Here is a 17427-nt window from a genome sequence, read left to right on the forward strand (position 1 = left end):
CCTTATGCATCCCACAGCAGTTTGGCTATCATCGCGATTAGCGTTAAATTCAGCGTCCAATAAATAAAGCGCTCGCCGCGAGCGACCGAGATTTTGACCCCAAAGTACGCACCGACCATATTTCCAATGGCCAAAGCGCCGCCCAGTAGCCAAACGATTTGACCTTGCGAGGCAAAGACCCATAGCGCCACGATCGAGAAAAAAGCGACGATAAAGACCTTGTGCATATTGGTCTCGACCAAGGATAAGCCCATAACGCGCGACAGGATGGGCATGATCAAAAAGCCAACGCCAATTTGAATAAAGCCTCCCCAAACACCTGTCAGGGCCATGAGTAGGTGCCCGGCAATTAAGCGAGGTTTGGAAATGTCGCCGCGTTCTTGTACTTGCTCGTTGGTTTTCCAAGAGCTTTGAAACTGCATGATGATCATGACGCCAATCATGACCCCAGCTAAGACTTGATTAAACAGTTCGCCTTCAAGTTTTACGCCGGCATAGGCACCTGCAAGCGCTCCGGGAAGCGTCGCCAGCGATAGCGTAAAGCTGAGTTTGAATGCGCTAAAACCGCGGTTGCGAAACGCCCATATTGCGGTCAGGTTTTGCAGCAAAATACCAATCCGATTGGTGCCATTTGCGACGGGGCCAGGCAGTCCTAAAAAAACCAATGCAGGCACTGTGAGAAGCGAACCGCCCCCTGCGATCACGTTTAAAAAGCCCGAGGCTGCGCCCAAAAAGGCGAGTAGGGCCAGAGCTTCAGGGCTGGATGTCATAGCAGGATCTCTTCGCTGAGTGTTCGCATAGTGACGAACTCTTCTGCGGCTGTTGGATGGATGCCAATTGTGGCATCAAATTGAGCCTTGGTAGCGCCCATGTTGATGGCTATTCCTAAACCTTGCATGATTTCGCCTGCGTCAGGTCCCACCATGTGCGCACCCAGCACTCGGTCGGTGTCGCCGTCGACAATCAATTTCATAAAACTGCGCTGCTCACGCCCGCTAATGGTATGTTTCATGGGTTTGAAGTCACTGCGGTAGATCTTTAAGTGGGCGTATTGTTCGCAGGCCTGTTCTTGCGTCAGTCCGCAGGTGCCCACTTGGGGTTGGCTAAATACCGCAGTTGCGACGTTTTGATAATCAGGCGCATTACCACCTTGGCCGAACTGTTGGTGCGCAAAAGCCATGCCTTCCGCTAGTGCTACTGGCGTAAGCTCCGGCCCACCAATAATATCGCCCAAAGCATAGATGGTGGGGACAGCTGTTTGGAAGTTCTCGTTAACGGCAATGGTGCCATCTTCGTTTAGGGTAACGCCCGCTTCTAAAGCGCCCAAGCCGTCTAGATTGGGCCGCCGGCCAATGGCGTACAAAACCGCGTCAAAATGTGCCTCGGTGCCATCGTTAAAGTGCGCCAAGATGCCATCGCCCGCTTGCTCTAGCTGAGTGACATCCGTATTCATGCGCAGATCAACGCCAGTCATTCTGACTTCATTCAGTAAGTGGCGCCGAATGTCGAGGTCAAAGCCGCGCATGAACAGTTCGCCGCGATATACCTGCGTTACCCTAGATCCTAGGCCGTTAAATACCCCTGAAAACTCAGTCGCTATATAGCCGCCACCAATGGTCAATAAGCGTTTGGGGAAACTCGGGAGGTCGAAGATTTCGTTCGAGGTAATCGCGAGCTCGGCGCCGGGGATGTCGGCGACAACGGGCCAGCCGCCTGTCGCGATAAGAATTCGGTCGGAAGTGAGCACTTGCTCACCGACTTCTACCGTGGTGGCCGAGGTGATTTTACCGCGCCCATCGATGACGGTAGCGCCCGAGTTATTGAGCATCTTGCGATAGATGCCATTGAGACGCCCAATTTCTTTGACCTTTGCTTGGGTAAGCGTTGGCCAGTCGAACTCAGGTGCATCTTTAAAGCGCCAACCAAAACCCTCGGCATCTTCCACTGCCGCGCCAAACTCCGAGGCGTAAACGTAAAGCTTTTTCGGGACGCAGCCCACGTTGACGCAGGTGCCGCCCATGTAGCGGTCTTCAATGATGGCGACTTTAGCCCCCAGGCTGGCGGCGATACGCGCTGCTCTTACACCCCCTGAGCCTGCTCCAATGACGATGAGGTCGTAGTTTGAACCCATTTTCACACCTTTTTGACGAAAGTGCGTTATTGTAGCAGTGAACGGATTGTGTCCATACTGCTAAGATCGACGCTTACCGAAGAAGGAAGACCTATGAAAAAATCAGTCGTCATAAGCGCACTCGTAGTCGTTTTATTATTGTTGGGTATTAATGCCGCACCTATGATGCTGGGCATCGCAACGGGCTACACCGCAAAACAGTTGTGCTCGACACATTTTGTGTCTGAATTACCCGATCAATTCATTTGGGACACAGACGTCTACCCAAGAATGGAGCTGATGGGCCCTTTGCGCCCCTTTTTATCATACGAGGTAGACGAGCCCGGTCGCGCTGTTAGCTCGTCACTGCTCGGTTTTACCTCGACGGCGCGCTATTTAGGAGCCACGGGTTGCACCTTAAATGCTCCGGAGACGGCCGATTATGTAGTGCCCAGACCCAATGTTGCAGTGCAACCCGATGTAGGTATTCCCGATTATTTAATCGATTTATTTGATGAAGCATTTTCAGAGCCCTCTGGCGAAGGTCGCAACACGCTGGCGGTATTGGTGATGCATAAAGGCGAGTTGATTGCCGAACGCTATGCTGGTCCGGTAACGAACGCGACGCCTATGCAGGCCTGGTCAATGAACAAAAGCCTTGTGGCCACCTGGGTAGGTATGCAAGTAAAACAAGGAGCTTTGGCTACCGACTTGCCCATAAAAGCGACGCTGCGAGCGAGCTATCCAAATCGCCCGGAGCTTTACGAAAACTTGTCTGACGATTTGTTGCTTGAGAACTTTATGGCGATGTCCACAGGCTTAGATTTTAAAGAACATTACACGCCCGGGGATGATGTCACCAAAATGCTGTATCGCGCTGACGTTGCGTGGGAAGTGCCTGTGATGCAGGGGCACATGGACAAGCCTGGGAATTTATTTCGATACTCCAGTGGCGATACCAATGTCGTGTCTTACTTTTGGCAGCAAACGCTCACCGAGCCTTATTGGCAATGGATTGATGCGCGCTTTAGTCAGCCCTTGGGTTTAGACGATCTTACCGCCGAGCCCGATGTATCGGGGGTGCAAATTGGCTCTTCATACCTGTACATGACGCCACGGGACTGGTTAAAAGTAGGTGAGTTTTGGCGCCAATCGCTGGCGGGTAATCAAGCACTCTTGCCCGAAGGTTGGATGAATTATGTGACTACACCTAAGCCATCTAGTGTCCGCAAGGACTACGGTTTAGGCTTCTGGTTAAACAATGACGGCGTTGCTTTCCCAGATGCGCCCGAGAGCTTGTTTTATGCCGGTGGTAACAGCGGTCAGTTCGTGGTTGTGTTGCCCGATCAGGAGCTGGTGGTCGTGCGTTTGGGGTTGAGCCGAGTTCACGAAGGTATGAACGCTCTATTAGCGGGTTTGGTCGAGCGATTAGGTGATTCAGACTAAGCGTCACACTGGGTTATACTGCTGTGACCACGAATAAGGAGTCATAATGAGCGACCAAGTATTGGTAGATATTCAAGATGGCGTGGCCACACTTACCTTGAATCGAGCCTCGGCGTTTAACGCCATTAGTTTGGATTTGGCCAAGGCTCTGAACGACGCCGCGGAGCAAGTCGCAGCAGACAGCGCTGTGCGCGTTGTTGTGTTGACCGGTGCAGGCGATAAAGCCTTTTGCGCCGGTGGCGATGTGCCATCGTTTGCTGTGTCTAAGCAGGCGGATAAAGACCTTGCGGAAATTACCCTCTATTTGCACACCGCAATTTCGCGCTTAGCCCATATGTCCAAGCCGTGGATCGCCAAAGTGAATGGCGTGGCGGCGGGCGCGGGACTTAGCTTAGTGGCAGCGGCTGATCTAGCGATTGCGAAGGATACCTGCAAGTTTACCAGTGCTTATACCGGCATAGGTCTGTCACCGGATGGAAGCTCATCGTGGTTTTTGCCGCGGGTTGTTGGCGTGCGCCGGGCGACCGAATTGTATTTGACTAATCGCACCTTGAATGCCGAAGAAGCTTTAGATTGGGGTTTGTTGACACGTGTCGTGAGCGCCGACAATCTAGATGACGAAGCGAACAAATTGGCAGCGCAGCTTGCATCGGGACCTACGCTCGCTTATGGCAAAGTAAAAAAATTAATGCTTTACACCCAAACCGATTCGCTGGAATCTCAGATGCAGCGTGAGACCCGCTACATTGCAGAATGTGCGATGACGGAAGATGCTCAAGCGGGCTTTCAGGCCTTTGTGAATAAACAAAAACCGGAGTTTCATGGACGATAAACCCAAAGCGCTTCGCGTACCGCGTGTTTTTCGGCAAAAACTGCGTGATCGCGCGGTCGACAAAGTTCGCCAAGACATGATTCATGCGGGGCGCACCGAAGCCGATTACAGCGACGCAGACCTCGAGTTTCTCATAGCCGAAAAAGAGCGGGAAATTTGGTCGAGTATCGGCTGGCGCGGTTTTGGGGTCGTCGCCCTGCTGTTGGGCATTAATATCGGTATTTGATATGTCCCTGTTTAAAGTCGCGAAATACTCGACCTTGTTGTTTTTTATGAAGCGTCATAAAAAACAGCTGCACCGACTTGGGTCGACGGTTTTGCTTTTGTCGGTGTCGTACTTTTTGCTCGGCGACCTGCAGGACTACTTTGCTCAGACCCATCCCGATTTGGCCATTTACATGCTGGTGGCAAAAAGTGCTTTGCTGTACGGTGCGGCGGGCATACTCATTTGGCAATGGCGTCCTAAGTCCGACAGTAGCCCCTCAAGTGGTAGGGCGAAATCTGAGGTGCCCGCAGTGTCTGATCGCCAAAACGTGTCTCAGAGTAAATCACGTTCTCGGCTTGATGCCTTTAAAGATTTAGACCAGCACGAGCAGCTGCAGACGCGCTATCAAGCTGTCATGAAGAGCAAATCTAAAAAATAGACGCTAGTTTGGCTGACGAGTCTGCAAGTAAGCGATGATGTTCAAAAGACCTTCGTCATCGACGAGGTTAGCCATACTCTGCATTTGCGCTCCGAGTTGGTCGGCCTGATGGCTGCCCCGGCGTTTGTCTTGGAACGCTCGCATTTGCGCTAGTAGGTACCAGTCGTCAGCGCCCGCTAACGCCGGTGCATGCAACACATTCTTACCTTCACCATCGCGGCCATGGCAGCCGGCGCACAAGTTCCGGTAGGTGGTCGCGCCTTGCTCGGCGTCGCCACCTAAGGTCCTAGTCTTGGGTGCGATGGGCAGAGAATTGATATAGACGGCTAAATTGCGTTTTTCAGCAATGTTGTCCCAACCCTCAACAGATGCAGCCATGATTGCCGCTGGCGTGCCGGGTTCGCCCGAGCGCACACCCGTCGCGTAATTTTGCAGCTGGCGCACTATGTACACGGGCTGTAAGTGACTCAGCGCTGGCGCATTGAGTGCGGCGTTACCCTCTGCTTGCGATCCATGGCACGCGCTGCACTCTGCATAGCGCGCTTTGCCGGCTTCGATATCGACTTCAGCTTGAGCCAACGTTGCGCTGATGGTCAGCATAAAAACAAGTAGGGCTTTCACGGGCGCCTCGTGTTGAATTTGTGGAGGCGCAAGTATAGTCGATCTTCAGAAAAAAGTGCTGGTCGACAAGTGGTCGAGTTCGTATTAGTCTTAGCTCTTACGTGTTGTGGCGATATGCATGGTATCAATAAAAACAAAATGGATGTACGGCTCGGGCGGGGCGGTGTATGCAGCTAAAGAAGCCGCTTACACCATGTTTGTGCTGCTGTTCTACACGCAAGTACTGGGCTTGTCCGGGACCTTAACCGGTCTTGTTATTTCGGTAAGCCTGCTATTTGACGCCGTTTCAGACCCCTTGGTCGGTGCTTGGTCAGACCGTTGGCGGTCTCGTTTGGGGCGTCGCCGTCCTTTTATGATCGCTAGTATACTGCCTGCTGGTCTGGGTTTTATTGGCCTGTTTACGCCCCCTGAAGTTGTCAGTGACAGTCAGTACCCCCTTGCCGCATGGCTGCTGTTTTGGTCCTTGTGGGTGCGCATAGCGGTTACTTTTTTTGCCATTCCGCATTTGGCCCAATCGACCGACATCACCCAGGATTACCACGAGCGCTCTAAAGTAATTGGCGCGCGTATGGCGGTTATGTTTTTCGTGTCTGTGATTTTGCCAGCAGTCGCTTTGACGACAATTTTTGCGGAACGAGGCGGCGCGGATGGCCGTTTTGTGAGCGATCGATATTTTTATTACGGCGTCATGAGCTGCGTCTTGGTATGGCTTACCGGTTCGGTCTCTAGTTGTTTGAATGCACCGATACCCGCGGTTTCTGCGCATTCGCACTCGATGCTGAAGGCTTTTGCGAAAACATTTTCGAATCGTAATTTTCGCTTTCTATTGGGTTATGACGTCTTTGCAACAGTTTCTTACGGCGTCATCGTCAGCTTGAATATGTTGGCTTGGATTTATTTTTGGGAGTTTTCTGCTTTCGAGATCTCGTTAATTTTGGCAGGTCCCAGTTTGGTCGCCATTGGTGCGGTTATGGCGACCTTAAGCGCATGGTTGCACCGTTTCGAGAAGCCGCAAATTTTGCGTTTTGCGCTGGGCATGATGATGGTAAACGGAGTGTGGCTGTATCCGCCTCGTCTATTGGGCTGGTGGCCTGAAAATGGCGAGCCACTGATCCTATGGATTAATTTATTGTTCATGTTTGTATTTATGTACTTCTTCTTGTTACGCGCGATCATGTCGCAATCGATAGCCGCTGACATTGCCGACGAACACGATTACCGCACGGGGCACAGGCAAGAAGGCAGTTTTTTTGCAGCACTGAACTTCTCGACCAAAATGGCCTCGGTATTGGGACCAGCTTATGGTGGTGCCGTATTGGATTTTATTGGCTTAAGTCGCGAGATGCCGCCAGGTTCGGTCCCAGAGGCTGTGCTCAATGCCTTGGCTGCTTGGTACATGGCTGGCGCAGGAGCACCTCTGGTCGTCGCGTTTTTATTGACCTTTGGCATGCTGCTGACGCGGACCGACATTACCCGCATGCAAGGTGCGGTGGCCCAGCGTTCTACCAGCGATAACCAAAGCGGACCTTGAGGCTTTGGTCAATTTCATCCACCCCTTCTACAGCACCCGAGTCGTACTCAAGGCTGTACTCGGCAGCCGCCTGGATGTTCATCATTAAAGGAATTTTTAAGCCGATGCGGGTGTCCAAAACCACATCCGACAAGCTGTCTAGGTCCCAGATGCCTTTGTGATTGAAGTACAGTTCGGTATCGTCGCCAAAAACATCGCTACCAATATTTACTGTCCAGTTCGCACCGGGGTAGGTTTTATCTTCAGCGTTGATATAGTTTTCTTGAACATAGGTTAAACCCAGTTCGGCCGACAGTTTGAACCGATTGGTATCGTAAAATTGCCGCCCGAAATAGGGGCCCAAGTAAAAACGCATATCGAGGTCAGCAAACAGATCTTGCTTTAACGAGCTGTTGACACCCAAGTAAGAGGTGCCCCCCATAAAACGGTCGTATTTGCTGGTAATTAACCAGTTTTCGGCATTCTTCATGCCTTCTGATTCATCCAGTTCACCTTCAGCAGTAACGCTGAAACGGTCATCATCGCCCGTCCATTTGCCTTCAATTCGGTAGTCCAGCTGGTCGGTGTCTGAGTTTCCGCGCTGTTGCACCAGCGCTAAAGAGGCTCCGCCCTCATGCTTGTAGCCTTCTCCAATTTGCCAAGGCTCTGGGTTAAGCGCAACGATATCGGTCAAGGCGACCTGTGCTTCCGCTGATGTTCCCAAGGTTCGTAAGATAGGCGTTTGATCGCTCAGAGCAATTACGACATTTTCTAACACCGTGCCGTTGCTTAACTTAACAACGACCGGGTTGTAGGTCCGCATTTCGGTAATTTGAGACGAGTCAATCGCGAGTTTACCGGCGAAATTGGTCGCGATGTGAACCTTGCCATCTTTGATGTTGTTGACCGTGCCGTAAATGATCGATCCGTTATTTAAGGTGATAGTATCAACGGGGGGCGTTTCGTCGTTCTGGGCTGCAGCAAAAGTGGTGTAAAAGCCGGCCCAGCAGGCGATAAACAAGATAGCAAATGGCATGGTCTTTCCTGTTAATTTTTGCGAACAAGCGCGCCTGCGCTATACGGTCGCGCAGGGTAGCGTGCTCAGCTCAAAAATCAAGCAAATCAGGTTTTAATTTTTTGTGACCTTAATGATTCGACCATTTTCGCCGTCGGTAACGACGTACAGCGCGCCCTCGGGACTCACGCGGATGTCACGGATGCGATCACGAATCTCAGGGAATGCGGCCTGCTCTGAGTCGATCCTCCCATTCTTGAGCGTAAGGCGCCTTACTTCGCGATTGACCAGAGCTCCTACAAATAAATTGCCTTGCCATTCCGGAAACATATCGCCTCGGTAAATTGCAAAGCCCGAGGGACCGATGCTGGGTGTCCAATGATGAATGGGTTGCTGGGTTCCCGAATATTCGGTGTAGGGCGATACGCGTGCGCCGCTGTAATTGACGCCGTACGTAGCGAGAGGCCAGCCGTAGTTATTCCCGCGTTCGATGCGGTTGATTTCATCGCCACCTTTTGGACCGTGCTCGTGTAGGTACAGGGCGCCGTCGGCGCTATCGATGGCTAAGCCTTGAGGGTTTCGATGGCCGTAAGTCCAGATGCGTTCGCTGAGCTCGCCTCTAAACGGATTATCGTCAGGTAGGGAACCGTCGAGGTTAATGCGGACTACTTTGCCAAGCTCTGAGCGTTTGTCTTGGGCTGACTCGCGATAGTCAAAGCCGTCGCCTGTTGTGATGAACAAGGTCTCGTTCTGGCCGAATACCATACGCCCCCCGTAGTGCTGCGGCGTGTCTTTTAGGGTTTTGGCCCAAAAAATATCGCGGCCATTTTTGAGCTCAGTGCCGACGAGATCAGCCGCATAAACCGCCGTACCGTTGGCCTCTGGTTTGCCTTTTGCGTACGACAAATAAACCCGCGTTCCAGTATTTGTTGTTTGGGTTAAGACATCGAAAAACCCACCTTGCCCCGCGAAGTAGGTTGTGGGTACGCCTGTAATCGTTGTGACAGTGCCATCTTTGGCTACGCGCAGCAATTGGCCCGGGCGCTCGGTGACTAAATGATCGCCGTTGGGTAAGAATGCCACGCTCCAAGGATGGTCCAGACCACTGGCCACCTCGGTCAGCTGGTAGTCTGCGAAGACAGGTGCTGAGAGGAATGCAAGAACGCAGACCATCTGCTTTAGACATCGACGAATAGACATAGCTGACTTCCTATCTTTATTGTTGCGTGTCAGTATAGTGCAAAAAATTAGCGAAGGTGAGAAGCCTATGTGGCGTTATGTTAAGGCGTATTTTGCTGCGGTGATCATGATTTACCTGTTAGGTTCGATTGCGATTACGCAGATGAACTTAGCCAGTCTGCAAGAGTTAGGGGCCAGCGTGCCTTGGGCGGTCCGGCTGAATACCACCTGGTTGGATCTGCAGGGCTTGCTCATGCCCTATCTCGTGCTCGTGAGTATTGCTGCCCTGCTTGCGTTTTTGGTGACCGGTCAGATCTCGCGTTTTTTCCCAGTCTATAGAGTTTGGCTCTACGCCTTGGCCGGTTTTGTGGCACTTCTGGCGATGCACTTAATTTTAAAGTCGGTGCTGGGCTTGTGGGGTGTTGCTGGGGCGCGGCCCATGCTGGGCTTGTTGCTGCAAGGCCTTGCGGGTGCCTTGGGAGGCTGGGCCTACGCCTACTGGAGTCGCAGGCCCTCGACCATTTTTATCGATTAGTTTAAAAGCGCCGCCCACTGTGGCCTGAGTCATTTGGGCTTGCTAGTCACTGCGCAGTAAAATTTTGCCGAAGTGATTTCCCTGCGCCATGGCGTTTTGCGCCTTTTCTGCCTCCGCCAAAGGGTAAATGGAGTCAATAACGGGCAATAAGTTGCCTTGACTTAATGCAGCGCCAAAATGTTCAGAGATTACTCTCGTCATACGTGCCTTAGCGTCAAACGATTGTGGCCGTAAAGTAGAAGCCAATAAACTCAGACGCTTTATTAAAACCAGACCAAAATGGATTTCAGCGACAAAGCCATTTTGGTAGGCAATGTTAACGATTCGCCCCTCAACAGCCGCGCAGTTTATGTGTTTCTGGATGTAATCTCCGCCCACCATGTCAAAAATCACATCGACACCGCCGCCTTCGGTGTAGTCTTTTACGATTACTTCAAAGTCCTGTTCGCGGTAATCGATGACCAAGTCTACGCCCATCTCTTTAAGACGCTGGCACTTGTGGGCACCTCCCGCGGTCGCAATCACCTTTGCGCCCCACAGTTTGGCCATTTGCACCGCCATGCTACCTATGCCGCTTGACCCGCCTTGAACAAGAAGTGTTTCGCCAGGCTTTAACTGGGCTCGCTCGAACACGTTGTGCCAAGCCGTCAATAATGCTTCGGGTAAACCCGCAGCGGCATCGAGTTCGATGTTGTCGGGCACATGCAGGCATTGATCTTCGCGAACGGCACAGTAGTTGGCATAGCCTCCACCGTGAACCAAGGCGCACACTCGGTCTCCTACCTGCCATTGAGTGACGTCAGGTCCGGTTGCGGCCACTACGCCGGCGACTTCGAGTCCCAAAATTGGCGACGCATCGGCAGGTGCTGGGTACAAACCTTGCCGCTGCAAGAGATCGGCACGATTAATACCGGCTGCAGTGACCTTGATTAAAACATCTCGGGCCTCGGGAGATTCTAAGATGGATTCGTCCAAATATAAGGATTTACTGTCTGGATTGACTGAGATGTGCTTAAACTTAGCGGGCAATTGCATGTAAATGTCCTAATATTGAGCCAGTGTAATATGCATAGGGTCCTATGACGACAGTGTGCCATTTAAGCACACCAATTCGTCCATTAGCACTGGAAAAAAAGGTGCCGACAATGAATACTAGATTATGTTTGAGCCGTAAACACACAATATTAACGAGGAGGTTCACATGACACCGAGCGAGCTTGAAGCTCAGGTAATCAGCCCTTTAGCTGCATTTTACCAGCGAGTAGAGCAACAGCCCGATCAAGTCGCCTATATTCAGCCCTATGCGGGCGGTGTTACGAAACAGTGGCGTTGGGCAGAGGTTGCGGATGAAGCCGAGCGAGTGGCGAGTTATCTGCGTGCTCAAGGCTTGCAGCGCGGTGATCGTGTCATTCTTTTCTCGAAAAATTGTGCCCATTGGATCATGGCCGACCTGGCGATATGGATGGCGGGCGGCGTGACGGTGCCGCTGTATCCTAACCTCGCGGCAGAAACCATTCGCCAAATTATTGACCACAGTGGTGCTAACTACGCCTTTGTGGGCAAGCTCGATAACTTTGAGTCCATGGCGCCGGGCCTGCCTGACACTATGCCTGTAGTCCGTTTCCCCGATGCACCGGAAGTGAGTGGTGCAATAAGTTGGGAGACAATTTTGACCAGCTCGGAACCGCTTGCAGAGCGAACCGACCCCGACCTGGATGAACTGGCAACCATTGTCTATACCTCGGGAACAACGGGCATGCCCAAAGGTGTGATGCACAGTTTCAGAACAGTGGGTAACACTGGCATCTTGTCGGGCCTGTTGTACGATGCCAATGCCAACGATCGCTGCTTGTCTTACTTGCCTCTCGCGCACGTGGCCGAGCGAGCGGCACTTGAAACCGCGCAACTGTACAGTGGGTTTACGGTTTACTTTGCGTATTCACTGGATACCTTTGCCGAAGATTTACAGCGCGCGCGGCCGACCCTGTTTTTTGCGGTCCCTCGTATCTGGATGAAGTTTCAGCAGGGTGTGTTGGCTAAAGTGGGCGAGTCCAAGCTTAACTTTCTGAAACGCTTGCCTATCATTGGCAAAATAATTCGACGTAAGTTACTTCAGGGTTTGGGGCTTGATCAAACCCGGGTGGCCCTCAGTGGTGCTTCGCCTTTAAGCATTAGGTTGATTGAATGGTACCGTGACTTGGGGCTTGAAATTCAAGAAGGTTACGGCATGACCGAGAACTTTGCCTACTCGCACAGCACACCGGTGGGTGAATCTTTGCCGGGGGCCGTCGGTAGAGCTAATCCGGCGGTCGAGTGTGTGATTAGTGACATTGGTGAGGTTTTGGTGCGGTCACCCACAACCATGGTGGGCTACTACAAAGCACCCGAAATTACCGCGGAAACGCTGACTGAAGACGGTTTTCTGCGAACCGGAGACCAAGGCCGGATCGATGAGGATGGCCGTTTGCATATTACCGGACGGGTTAAGGAGCTCTTTAAAACCAGTAAAGGCAAGTATGTCGCGCCTGCACCTATCGAGAACCGCTTGCTGGCTAATTCTTTGATCGAGCAGGTTTGTGTGACGGGCGCCAATTTACCCCAGCCCATCGCCGTGCTAAACTTGAATGACGTAGCACAGGCTGAAATCGTCGATGCTGAGTCAGCTAAACACATTGCTGATGAGCTTACGGCGCATTTGGCAGCCGTTAACCAAACACTGGATCCTCACGAACGTATGAGTTGCTTGGTTGCGGTGCCCGAACGCTGGACGCCCGAAAACGGCTTTACTACGCCGACGCTTAAAATCAAACGCAATGTCATTGACGACACCTACGCCGAGCATTACGAGGCGTGGTCGACACAAGGCATTAAAGTCATTTTTAAATAACAATAAGGAATCAAAATGCTGTCTATTCGTTTCAAACACGCTTTATTAATGGGACTCATGAAAAGCCTAGCGGGTTTGGGTCCGGGTATGTCCCACTTAGCATTTACAGGGCCGGGTTCCAGTCGGCAGCTGTGTCGCTATGTGCTGGATCAAGGTTATACCAAGATATTAGTGGCCAGCGACAAAATCCTGCGTGAACTTGGTGTCACCGAGGCTGCGGTTAAAGAGTTGTTAGATGCCGGTGTCGAGGTCGCGTATTTTGATGACATCGAGCCTAATCCAACCTTTGAACAGGTTGATGCTGGTAAGCATGTGCTCAAAGCTGCTGGCAGCCAAGTCATTATCGCGGTGGGCGGAGGCTCGGTCATCGACTGCGCTAAGATTATGTCAGGTGCCGCCACCAGCGACGAAGACCCGAAAAACTGGGTGGGTTTTGGCAAGGTTAAGCACGAGACCATTCCGCTTTACGCCATTCCAACGACGGCGGGTACCGGCTCTGAGGCCACCGCTGGCGCGGTGATTACCAACGTTCAAGATCACGCTAAAGTCGTAATTAGTGGCGCATCCTTGTTACCAAAAGCGGCAGCGGTTGACCCTGCGCTGCAGCAAGGCTTGCCCCCCGCGATTACGGCTGCAACGGGTATGGACGCGCTGACTCACGCGATCGAAGCTTACATTTGCACCTGGGATCGCGGCACCCGCAAAGAGCAAGCACGTGTTGCGATAAAAACGATTTTTCAGGCTTTGCCTAAAATTTACGCAGATGCGTCTGACCATGATGCGCGCGCGGCCATGGCGATGGCGGCTTACCACGCAGGCTTGGCCATTAACCAAGTGAATGTCGGTAACGTGCACGCTATTGCGCACCAGTTTGGAGCCTACTACGGAGTACCGCACGGATTAGCCAATGCCGTGGTGTTACCCTACGTGCTCGAGTTCAGTAAGGGGCCTGCCGAGGCGGCGCTGGCCGAGCTGGCGGATTTAGTCGGGGTGGGCGGCGATGCTCCTACCCAGGGCGCTAAAGCTCAGGCCTTTATCGATGCGGTTAAAGCGCTGAATACCACCCTGGACATCGGTACCACCCTAGATGCCATCAAACGCGAGGACCACGCCGCGATTGCGCAAGCCGCCGTGCTTGAGGCTGTATCGTATCCGGTGCCGCGTTTGATGATGCCAGCCGATGTGTTAGGCATGCTCGATGCGATGACGGTTTAATCTAAATCGTTATGTAATAGTAAAAAAGGGGCGCTTTGAACACGCCCCTTTTTTATTGCACGCGTTAATGGGGTTAGAGCGTAGTAATCCACTCATTGATCAATTCAATTTGGCGCACGGCCTCGGGGTCAGCGCCGGGTGCGGTAGCAAAACCGTGCTCTGAATTCGAAAAATGCTGGTAACTTGTTGTAATACCTGCGCGGATTAAAGCCTCTTTAAAGGCGATGCCTTCGTCGCGTAAAGGATCATTCTCGGCGGTCGACAAAAAGGTTTTTGGCATTGCGCTAAGGTCACTATAGGTCCCGGGCAAAGCGGTTTTGGCCTTCGACTCGGCTGTCGCTAGGTCGGAAAATTTCTCGCCTAAATACGTATTCCAAAAGTAGTGCATCAGCGTTTTGCTGAGTGCATAGCCTTTTCCTTTGTCGATATAACTTTGATAACCCGACAAGTAGTATTCAGTGACGGGGTAAATCAGTACTTGGCCTGCGAGGCTTGCACGCGCGACCTCGGGCAGATTGAGTGACACGGCCGCGGCGAGGTTACCTCCGGCGCTGTCGCCAGCAACAATCAGTTGGGTGCTGGCATCGGTGAGCACATCCAGCTGCTCAGCGGCCCAAATCGTGGCGTCTAGAGCATCTTCAAACGCAGCCGGGAAACGATGCTCGGGTGCCAAGCGATAGTCGATGGCAAGAACCGCACACCCTGTTATTTGGTTGAGCTTGGCGCACAGTGCATCGTGGGTTTCTAGATCACCTATAACCCAGCCGCCGCCGTGAAAGAACACGATAAGCGGTTTGCCTTCATCGCAGGCCGAATAGTGCCTGGCGGGAATTTTACGGTTGTCGTCGCGACTGGGGATGTTGACAGGATGGGTGCGTTGCGTGTGGGCTTCGGGGTTGGCTTTACGATTTACACTGAGGTAATAGCGCCTAAGAATCCAAGCAAGTAGTTTTTGTATCATTATTTTAGTTTCTTGTTGTTAATAGGCCCTAACTATCGGACAGTTTTACGACAGTCGCAAGTGTGTCGGCGCAATTTGCAAGTTTTGTGCTTAGACTGGGCCTTCACTTGAAACGAGAGGATTTTCACTATGCTCCCCAATAAGCCAGTTCAAGAGCTTGACGATGAGCTCGACTTTTCTCTTGCCAAGGGTATTACGGTTGCCTTCGTTTACAGCGAGCACCAGGTTATTTTGAACCTTGCGACATTTTCATCGCGAGAGCAAATCTGGGTGGATGATGAAAAGGTTGTCGACGAGAAGGTGTTTGCACTGCGAAGCGAGCATGTTCTGAATGTGGGCGATGAGCAAATGAACTTGTCTATCTCCATGGAGCGTTTTATGACAAAAATCATGATTCGCGCATTTGTGGCGGGGCATCTTGTTTACGAAACGGACGCGTTGTCGCGCGCGAATAAAAAATCACTCAGCTGGAAAGCTGTAGTGGGTCTTGCCGCTGTGGGCGCAGCAGTGGGCTATGCGACGGCGTCTTGGTTGGTGTAGGGGGCGATATGTTGATTGACAAAGACAGTATTAAAAATGCCCGTCAAACCCGCGGTTGGACCCAACAACAGCTTGCGGACATTTGCGATATCAATATTCGAACGATTCAGCGTCTGGAAAAAACTGGGGTGGCGTCAATGGAAACGACTAAAGCCTTAGCCAGCGTGCTGGAGGCAACCGTGGCGGAATTGTTGGTCGACAATCGAGCCAAAACAACAGCGGCGACTGAATCTGAAAGTTCAGAGATATTGCCCTATGTTGCTGTGACGTTTTTGGTGGCGTTCTCACTGGGTTATTGGCTGGGATGAAGCAAGAGATAACATTCATTTTGGACTACAGCAGATGAATCAGAAAACCTTAAACGTTCTTATTATCACGATATCCTGCATCATGCTCGGCGTCTTTGCGCTCGGTGAGTTGCGTTGGAGTGATCATTGGTGGGTGCTAGCCGCCTGGGTCTTGCCGCTTTTGGGTGGCTGGCCAACAATGGCTAAGCGCAGGCAGTCGCAAAATGCGGAGTAAAACAGTTGCCGCGTATTACTTAGCGCCCCGCTTGGAAAACTCAACGTACTGCGGTTGATCTATAAGGACCTGAGCTTCGACCGTCGCGCGTAAGTGCGCCTGCAGGGCGAGGTTGTCTAGGTCGATAAGCCCTCCACGGATATGCTCGCAAAGTTTAGCGTTGAGGTCTTCTTGCGGTTCACAGTCACCCAAAAGAGCCTGCAGGCGGTTATTGGCTTGGTTCGCCGCGGTGGCATTAAAACGGGCACTGCGGGCTAATATGCCCGCGGCATTGGCCGCGACTTGTACGAGAAACTTGTCTTTGCCATTCAACAGTGGTGCGACGTTGTCTTTGAGGTGAGCTTGCAAGGCCTCAGCAAGCTCGGCATCGGTGGGTAGCAGAGCTTGATTCTGTTCGTCAGGGATGATTTCGAAACCCTGTGGCAGCAACAAGTTCACGCAATCGAGCTGGCCTTCGGAGGCGCGTCGACCAATAATAGGGCGCTCGAGTGAGGTATTGACACCGGTCTTGTAGGTGTTGCCCATGCTTAAGCAGCACACTGACCACCAAAATGAGCCAAATACCATCCAATAGTGAATGTCATCGGCGCTAATGTTGCGGCCGCTGTTGGCGTTGTAGGCTGTCAGTAAATCGTCCAAGTCGCCAAAGCCGCCAACGACGAACTCGTTACAGCCAAAGCGCCAGGAATTGACGCATAGCCAAGCAAGGTCTTTGGCGGGGTCGGCGATAGAGGCGAGCTCCCAATCCAATACGGCGCTGATGCCTATCGTTGGGTCGACCATGAGGTTCCCGCTGCGAAAGTCACCGTGGTTCAGCACGTAATCGTGTTGCTTGGGCGCGTTTTCTAAGAGGTAACGCGCAGTGTAATCCAGCATAGGTTGCTGCACATTTAACGACAAGTACTGGTTGTAGGTCTGCTGAACAAAATCCACGCTCGCCATTTTCTGCAAGCTGCCTGCCTGCAAAAAAGGTTGTGTGTCCATTGAGTGTATCAAGGCTAACTGCTCACCGCATTGGCGAGCGAGCTCAGGGCGAATACTCGCGAACTCTGGAGCTCTGGCGATTTTATGTCCAAGGGTCTCGCCGTCTAACCATTGCATCAAAAACCCTATGCCAAGGTCGTCTTCTGCGCTTATGAGGGCCACTATCTGGGGCGCTTTAACGCCTACACGATGTGCTGCTTGAATCAGCTCGGCCTCGACCATGAGGCCCACGCCGCCGAGATCCAGTGCTTGCTCTGATTCGCTGTCTTTGGCACGGCGTAAACAATAGGCAGTCTGAATGCTATTGTGCTCCACATCGATTCGCCAAGTTTCCTGGCTTGCGCCACCGGTCAGTAACAACGCGTTCTCGACCTTAACCCCTTGGCCGAGATGTTTTTCGATGAAGGATTGCAGCCTCGTCATCAC

19 protein-coding genes are annotated in these 17427 nt (G+C 52.2%); 11 read left to right on the forward strand and 8 right to left on the reverse strand.

Going from position 1 to position 17427, the window contains the following annotated elements; translation table 11 throughout:
• Positions 1 to 2 precede the first annotated feature (2 nt).
• Positions 3 to 770, reverse strand: coding sequence for a sulfite exporter TauE/SafE family protein (locus tag EYZ66_RS01525; protein WP_009576928.1), 768 nt, complete (start codon positions 768 to 770; stop codon positions 3 to 5).
• Positions 767 to 2131, reverse strand: coding sequence for a glutathione-disulfide reductase (gene gorA, locus EYZ66_RS01530; RefSeq protein WP_009576927.1), 1365 nt, complete (start codon positions 2129 to 2131; stop codon positions 767 to 769). The genes EYZ66_RS01525 and gorA overlap by 4 nt, the downstream gene beginning before the upstream one ends.
• A 93-nt stretch (positions 2132 to 2224) precedes the next feature.
• Between gorA and EYZ66_RS01535 the strand changes: the two genes are divergently transcribed.
• The 4 genes from EYZ66_RS01535 to EYZ66_RS01550 are packed head-to-tail and all read left to right on the forward strand — an operon-like array spanning position 2225 to position 5032.
• Positions 2225 to 3556 (forward strand): serine hydrolase domain-containing protein, encoded by a 1332-nt coding sequence (locus EYZ66_RS01535; protein WP_009576926.1) that lies wholly within the window; start codon positions 2225 to 2227, stop codon positions 3554 to 3556.
• 46 nt (positions 3557 to 3602) lie between these two features.
• On the forward strand, positions 3603 to 4388 hold the full coding sequence (locus EYZ66_RS01540; protein WP_009576925.1) for an enoyl-CoA hydratase/isomerase family protein: 786 nt from the start codon (positions 3603 to 3605) through the stop codon (positions 4386 to 4388).
• Entirely contained in the window at positions 4378 to 4614 is a 237-nt protein-coding gene (locus EYZ66_RS01545; protein ID WP_009576924.1) for a hypothetical protein, read from the forward strand. The genes EYZ66_RS01540 and EYZ66_RS01545 overlap by 11 nt, the downstream gene beginning before the upstream one ends.
• A 1-nt stretch (position 4615) precedes the next feature.
• Positions 4616 to 5032, forward strand: coding sequence for a hypothetical protein (locus EYZ66_RS01550; protein WP_009576923.1), 417 nt, complete (start codon positions 4616 to 4618; stop codon positions 5030 to 5032).
• A 3-nt stretch (positions 5033 to 5035) separates the two neighbouring features.
• Here EYZ66_RS01550 and EYZ66_RS01555 read toward each other — a convergent pair whose 3' ends face one another.
• A complete protein-coding gene (locus EYZ66_RS01555) occupies positions 5036 to 5653 on the reverse strand; it encodes a c-type cytochrome (RefSeq protein WP_009576922.1) in 618 nt (205 codons plus the stop codon).
• Positions 5654 to 5771: 118 nt separating this feature from the next.
• Here EYZ66_RS01555 and EYZ66_RS01560 point away from each other — a divergent pair, with 118 nt between their 5' ends.
• Positions 5772 to 7184: an MFS transporter gene (locus EYZ66_RS01560; RefSeq protein WP_009576921.1), complete on the forward strand. Its 1413-nt coding sequence runs from the start codon at positions 5772 to 5774 to the stop codon at positions 7182 to 7184.
• Here the strand turns inward: EYZ66_RS01560 and EYZ66_RS01565 are convergent.
• The gene (locus tag EYZ66_RS01565; RefSeq protein ID WP_009576920.1) at positions 7156 to 8199 is read right to left on the reverse strand and encodes a DUF481 domain-containing protein; all 1044 of its coding nucleotides are present in this window, start codon (positions 8197 to 8199) and stop codon (positions 7156 to 7158) included. The two genes, EYZ66_RS01560 and EYZ66_RS01565, sit on opposite strands and share 29 nt — an antisense overlap.
• 93 nt (positions 8200 to 8292) lie before the next feature.
• Positions 8293 to 9378 carry a PQQ-dependent sugar dehydrogenase gene (locus tag EYZ66_RS01570; protein ID WP_009576919.1) on the reverse strand — a complete coding sequence of 362 codons (1086 nt, stop codon included), beginning with the start codon at positions 9376 to 9378 and terminating at the stop codon, positions 8293 to 8295.
• Between the two features lie 67 nt (positions 9379 to 9445).
• On the opposite strand from EYZ66_RS01570, the gene EYZ66_RS01575 reads away from it, so the two are divergent.
• Complete coding sequence (locus tag EYZ66_RS01575; RefSeq protein WP_009576918.1) at positions 9446 to 9892, forward strand: hypothetical protein; 447 nt, start codon at positions 9446 to 9448, stop codon at positions 9890 to 9892.
• A gap of 42 nt (positions 9893 to 9934) precedes the next feature.
• Here EYZ66_RS01575 and EYZ66_RS01580 read toward each other — a convergent pair whose 3' ends face one another.
• The gene (locus EYZ66_RS01580) at positions 9935 to 10927 is read right to left on the reverse strand and encodes an NAD(P)H-quinone oxidoreductase (protein WP_009576917.1); all 993 of its coding nucleotides are present in this window, start codon (positions 10925 to 10927) and stop codon (positions 9935 to 9937) included.
• A 166-nt stretch (positions 10928 to 11093) separates the two neighbouring features.
• Between EYZ66_RS01580 and EYZ66_RS01585 the strand changes: the two genes are divergently transcribed.
• Positions 11094 to 12779, forward strand: a complete 1686-nt coding sequence (locus EYZ66_RS01585; protein ID WP_009576916.1) for an AMP-binding protein — start codon at positions 11094 to 11096, stop codon at positions 12777 to 12779.
• Between the two features lie 15 nt (positions 12780 to 12794).
• Positions 12795 to 13994, forward strand: a complete 1200-nt coding sequence (locus EYZ66_RS01590; protein WP_009576915.1) for an iron-containing alcohol dehydrogenase — start codon at positions 12795 to 12797, stop codon at positions 13992 to 13994.
• A 73-nt stretch (positions 13995 to 14067) separates the two neighbouring features.
• Here EYZ66_RS01590 and EYZ66_RS01595 read toward each other — a convergent pair whose 3' ends face one another.
• A complete protein-coding gene (locus EYZ66_RS01595; RefSeq protein WP_009576914.1) occupies positions 14068 to 14955 on the reverse strand; it encodes an alpha/beta hydrolase in 888 nt (295 codons plus the stop codon).
• A 129-nt stretch (positions 14956 to 15084) separates the two neighbouring features.
• On the opposite strand from EYZ66_RS01595, the gene EYZ66_RS01600 reads away from it, so the two are divergent.
• From EYZ66_RS01600 to EYZ66_RS01610, 3 genes are read left to right on the forward strand one after another with little or no spacing between them, the layout of a single operon-like run.
• Positions 15085 to 15495 carry a hypothetical protein gene (locus EYZ66_RS01600; protein WP_009576913.1) on the forward strand — a complete coding sequence of 137 codons (411 nt, stop codon included), beginning with the start codon at positions 15085 to 15087 and terminating at the stop codon, positions 15493 to 15495.
• 8 nt (positions 15496 to 15503) lie between these two features.
• Entirely contained in the window at positions 15504 to 15803 is a 300-nt protein-coding gene (locus EYZ66_RS01605) for a helix-turn-helix domain-containing protein (protein ID WP_009576912.1), read from the forward strand.
• 34 nt (positions 15804 to 15837) lie between these two features.
• Positions 15838 to 16017, forward strand: coding sequence for a hypothetical protein (locus EYZ66_RS01610; protein ID WP_040817462.1), 180 nt, complete (start codon positions 15838 to 15840; stop codon positions 16015 to 16017).
• Positions 16018 to 16032: 15 nt separating this feature from the next.
• Here EYZ66_RS01610 and EYZ66_RS01615 read toward each other — a convergent pair whose 3' ends face one another.
• The gene (locus EYZ66_RS01615) at positions 16033 to 17424 is read right to left on the reverse strand and encodes a phosphotransferase family protein (RefSeq protein ID WP_139042626.1); all 1392 of its coding nucleotides are present in this window, start codon (positions 17422 to 17424) and stop codon (positions 16033 to 16035) included.
• Positions 17425 to 17427 lie beyond the last annotated feature (3 nt).

The organism is Aequoribacter fuscus, assembly GCF_009910365.1.
Lineage (GTDB): Bacteria > Pseudomonadota > Gammaproteobacteria > Pseudomonadales > Halieaceae > Aequoribacter > Aequoribacter fuscus.

What these genes read in the sequence shown, in the direction of transcription:
- EYZ66_RS01540 (WP_009576925.1), top strand. Translation starts at nt 3,603, where the DNA reads ATGAGCGACCAAGTATTGGTAGATATTCAAGATGGCGTGGCCACACTT.
- EYZ66_RS01525 (WP_009576928.1), bottom strand. Translation starts at nt 770, where the DNA reads ATGACATCCAGCCCTGAAGCTCTGGCCCTACTCGCCTTTTTGGGCGCA.
- EYZ66_RS01575 (WP_009576918.1), top strand. Translation starts at nt 9,446, where the DNA reads ATGTGGCGTTATGTTAAGGCGTATTTTGCTGCGGTGATCATGATTTAC.
- EYZ66_RS01535 (WP_009576926.1), top strand. Translation starts at nt 2,225, where the DNA reads ATGAAAAAATCAGTCGTCATAAGCGCACTCGTAGTCGTTTTATTATTG.
- EYZ66_RS01590 (WP_009576915.1), top strand. Translation starts at nt 12,795, where the DNA reads ATGCTGTCTATTCGTTTCAAACACGCTTTATTAATGGGACTCATGAAA.
- EYZ66_RS01565 (WP_009576920.1), bottom strand. Translation starts at nt 8,199, where the DNA reads ATGCCATTTGCTATCTTGTTTATCGCCTGCTGGGCCGGCTTTTACACC.
- EYZ66_RS01545 (WP_009576924.1), top strand. Translation starts at nt 4,378, where the DNA reads ATGGACGATAAACCCAAAGCGCTTCGCGTACCGCGTGTTTTTCGGCAA.
- EYZ66_RS01610 (WP_040817462.1), top strand. Translation starts at nt 15,838, where the DNA reads ATGAATCAGAAAACCTTAAACGTTCTTATTATCACGATATCCTGCATC.
- EYZ66_RS01595 (WP_009576914.1), bottom strand. Translation starts at nt 14,955, where the DNA reads ATGATACAAAAACTACTTGCTTGGATTCTTAGGCGCTATTACCTCAGT.
- EYZ66_RS01550 (WP_009576923.1), top strand. Translation starts at nt 4,616, where the DNA reads ATGTCCCTGTTTAAAGTCGCGAAATACTCGACCTTGTTGTTTTTTATG.
- EYZ66_RS01570 (WP_009576919.1), bottom strand. Translation starts at nt 9,378, where the DNA reads ATGTCTATTCGTCGATGTCTAAAGCAGATGGTCTGCGTTCTTGCATTC.
- EYZ66_RS01585 (WP_009576916.1), top strand. Translation starts at nt 11,094, where the DNA reads ATGACACCGAGCGAGCTTGAAGCTCAGGTAATCAGCCCTTTAGCTGCA.
- EYZ66_RS01580 (WP_009576917.1), bottom strand. Translation starts at nt 10,927, where the DNA reads ATGCAATTGCCCGCTAAGTTTAAGCACATCTCAGTCAATCCAGACAGT.
- EYZ66_RS01600 (WP_009576913.1), top strand. Translation starts at nt 15,085, where the DNA reads ATGCTCCCCAATAAGCCAGTTCAAGAGCTTGACGATGAGCTCGACTTT.
- EYZ66_RS01615 (WP_139042626.1), bottom strand. Translation starts at nt 17,424, where the DNA reads ATGACGAGGCTGCAATCCTTCATCGAAAAACATCTCGGCCAAGGGGTT.
- EYZ66_RS01605 (WP_009576912.1), top strand. Translation starts at nt 15,504, where the DNA reads ATGTTGATTGACAAAGACAGTATTAAAAATGCCCGTCAAACCCGCGGT.
- EYZ66_RS01560 (WP_009576921.1), top strand. Translation starts at nt 5,772, where the DNA reads ATGGTATCAATAAAAACAAAATGGATGTACGGCTCGGGCGGGGCGGTG.
- gorA (WP_009576927.1), bottom strand. Translation starts at nt 2,131, where the DNA reads ATGGGTTCAAACTACGACCTCATCGTCATTGGAGCAGGCTCAGGGGGT.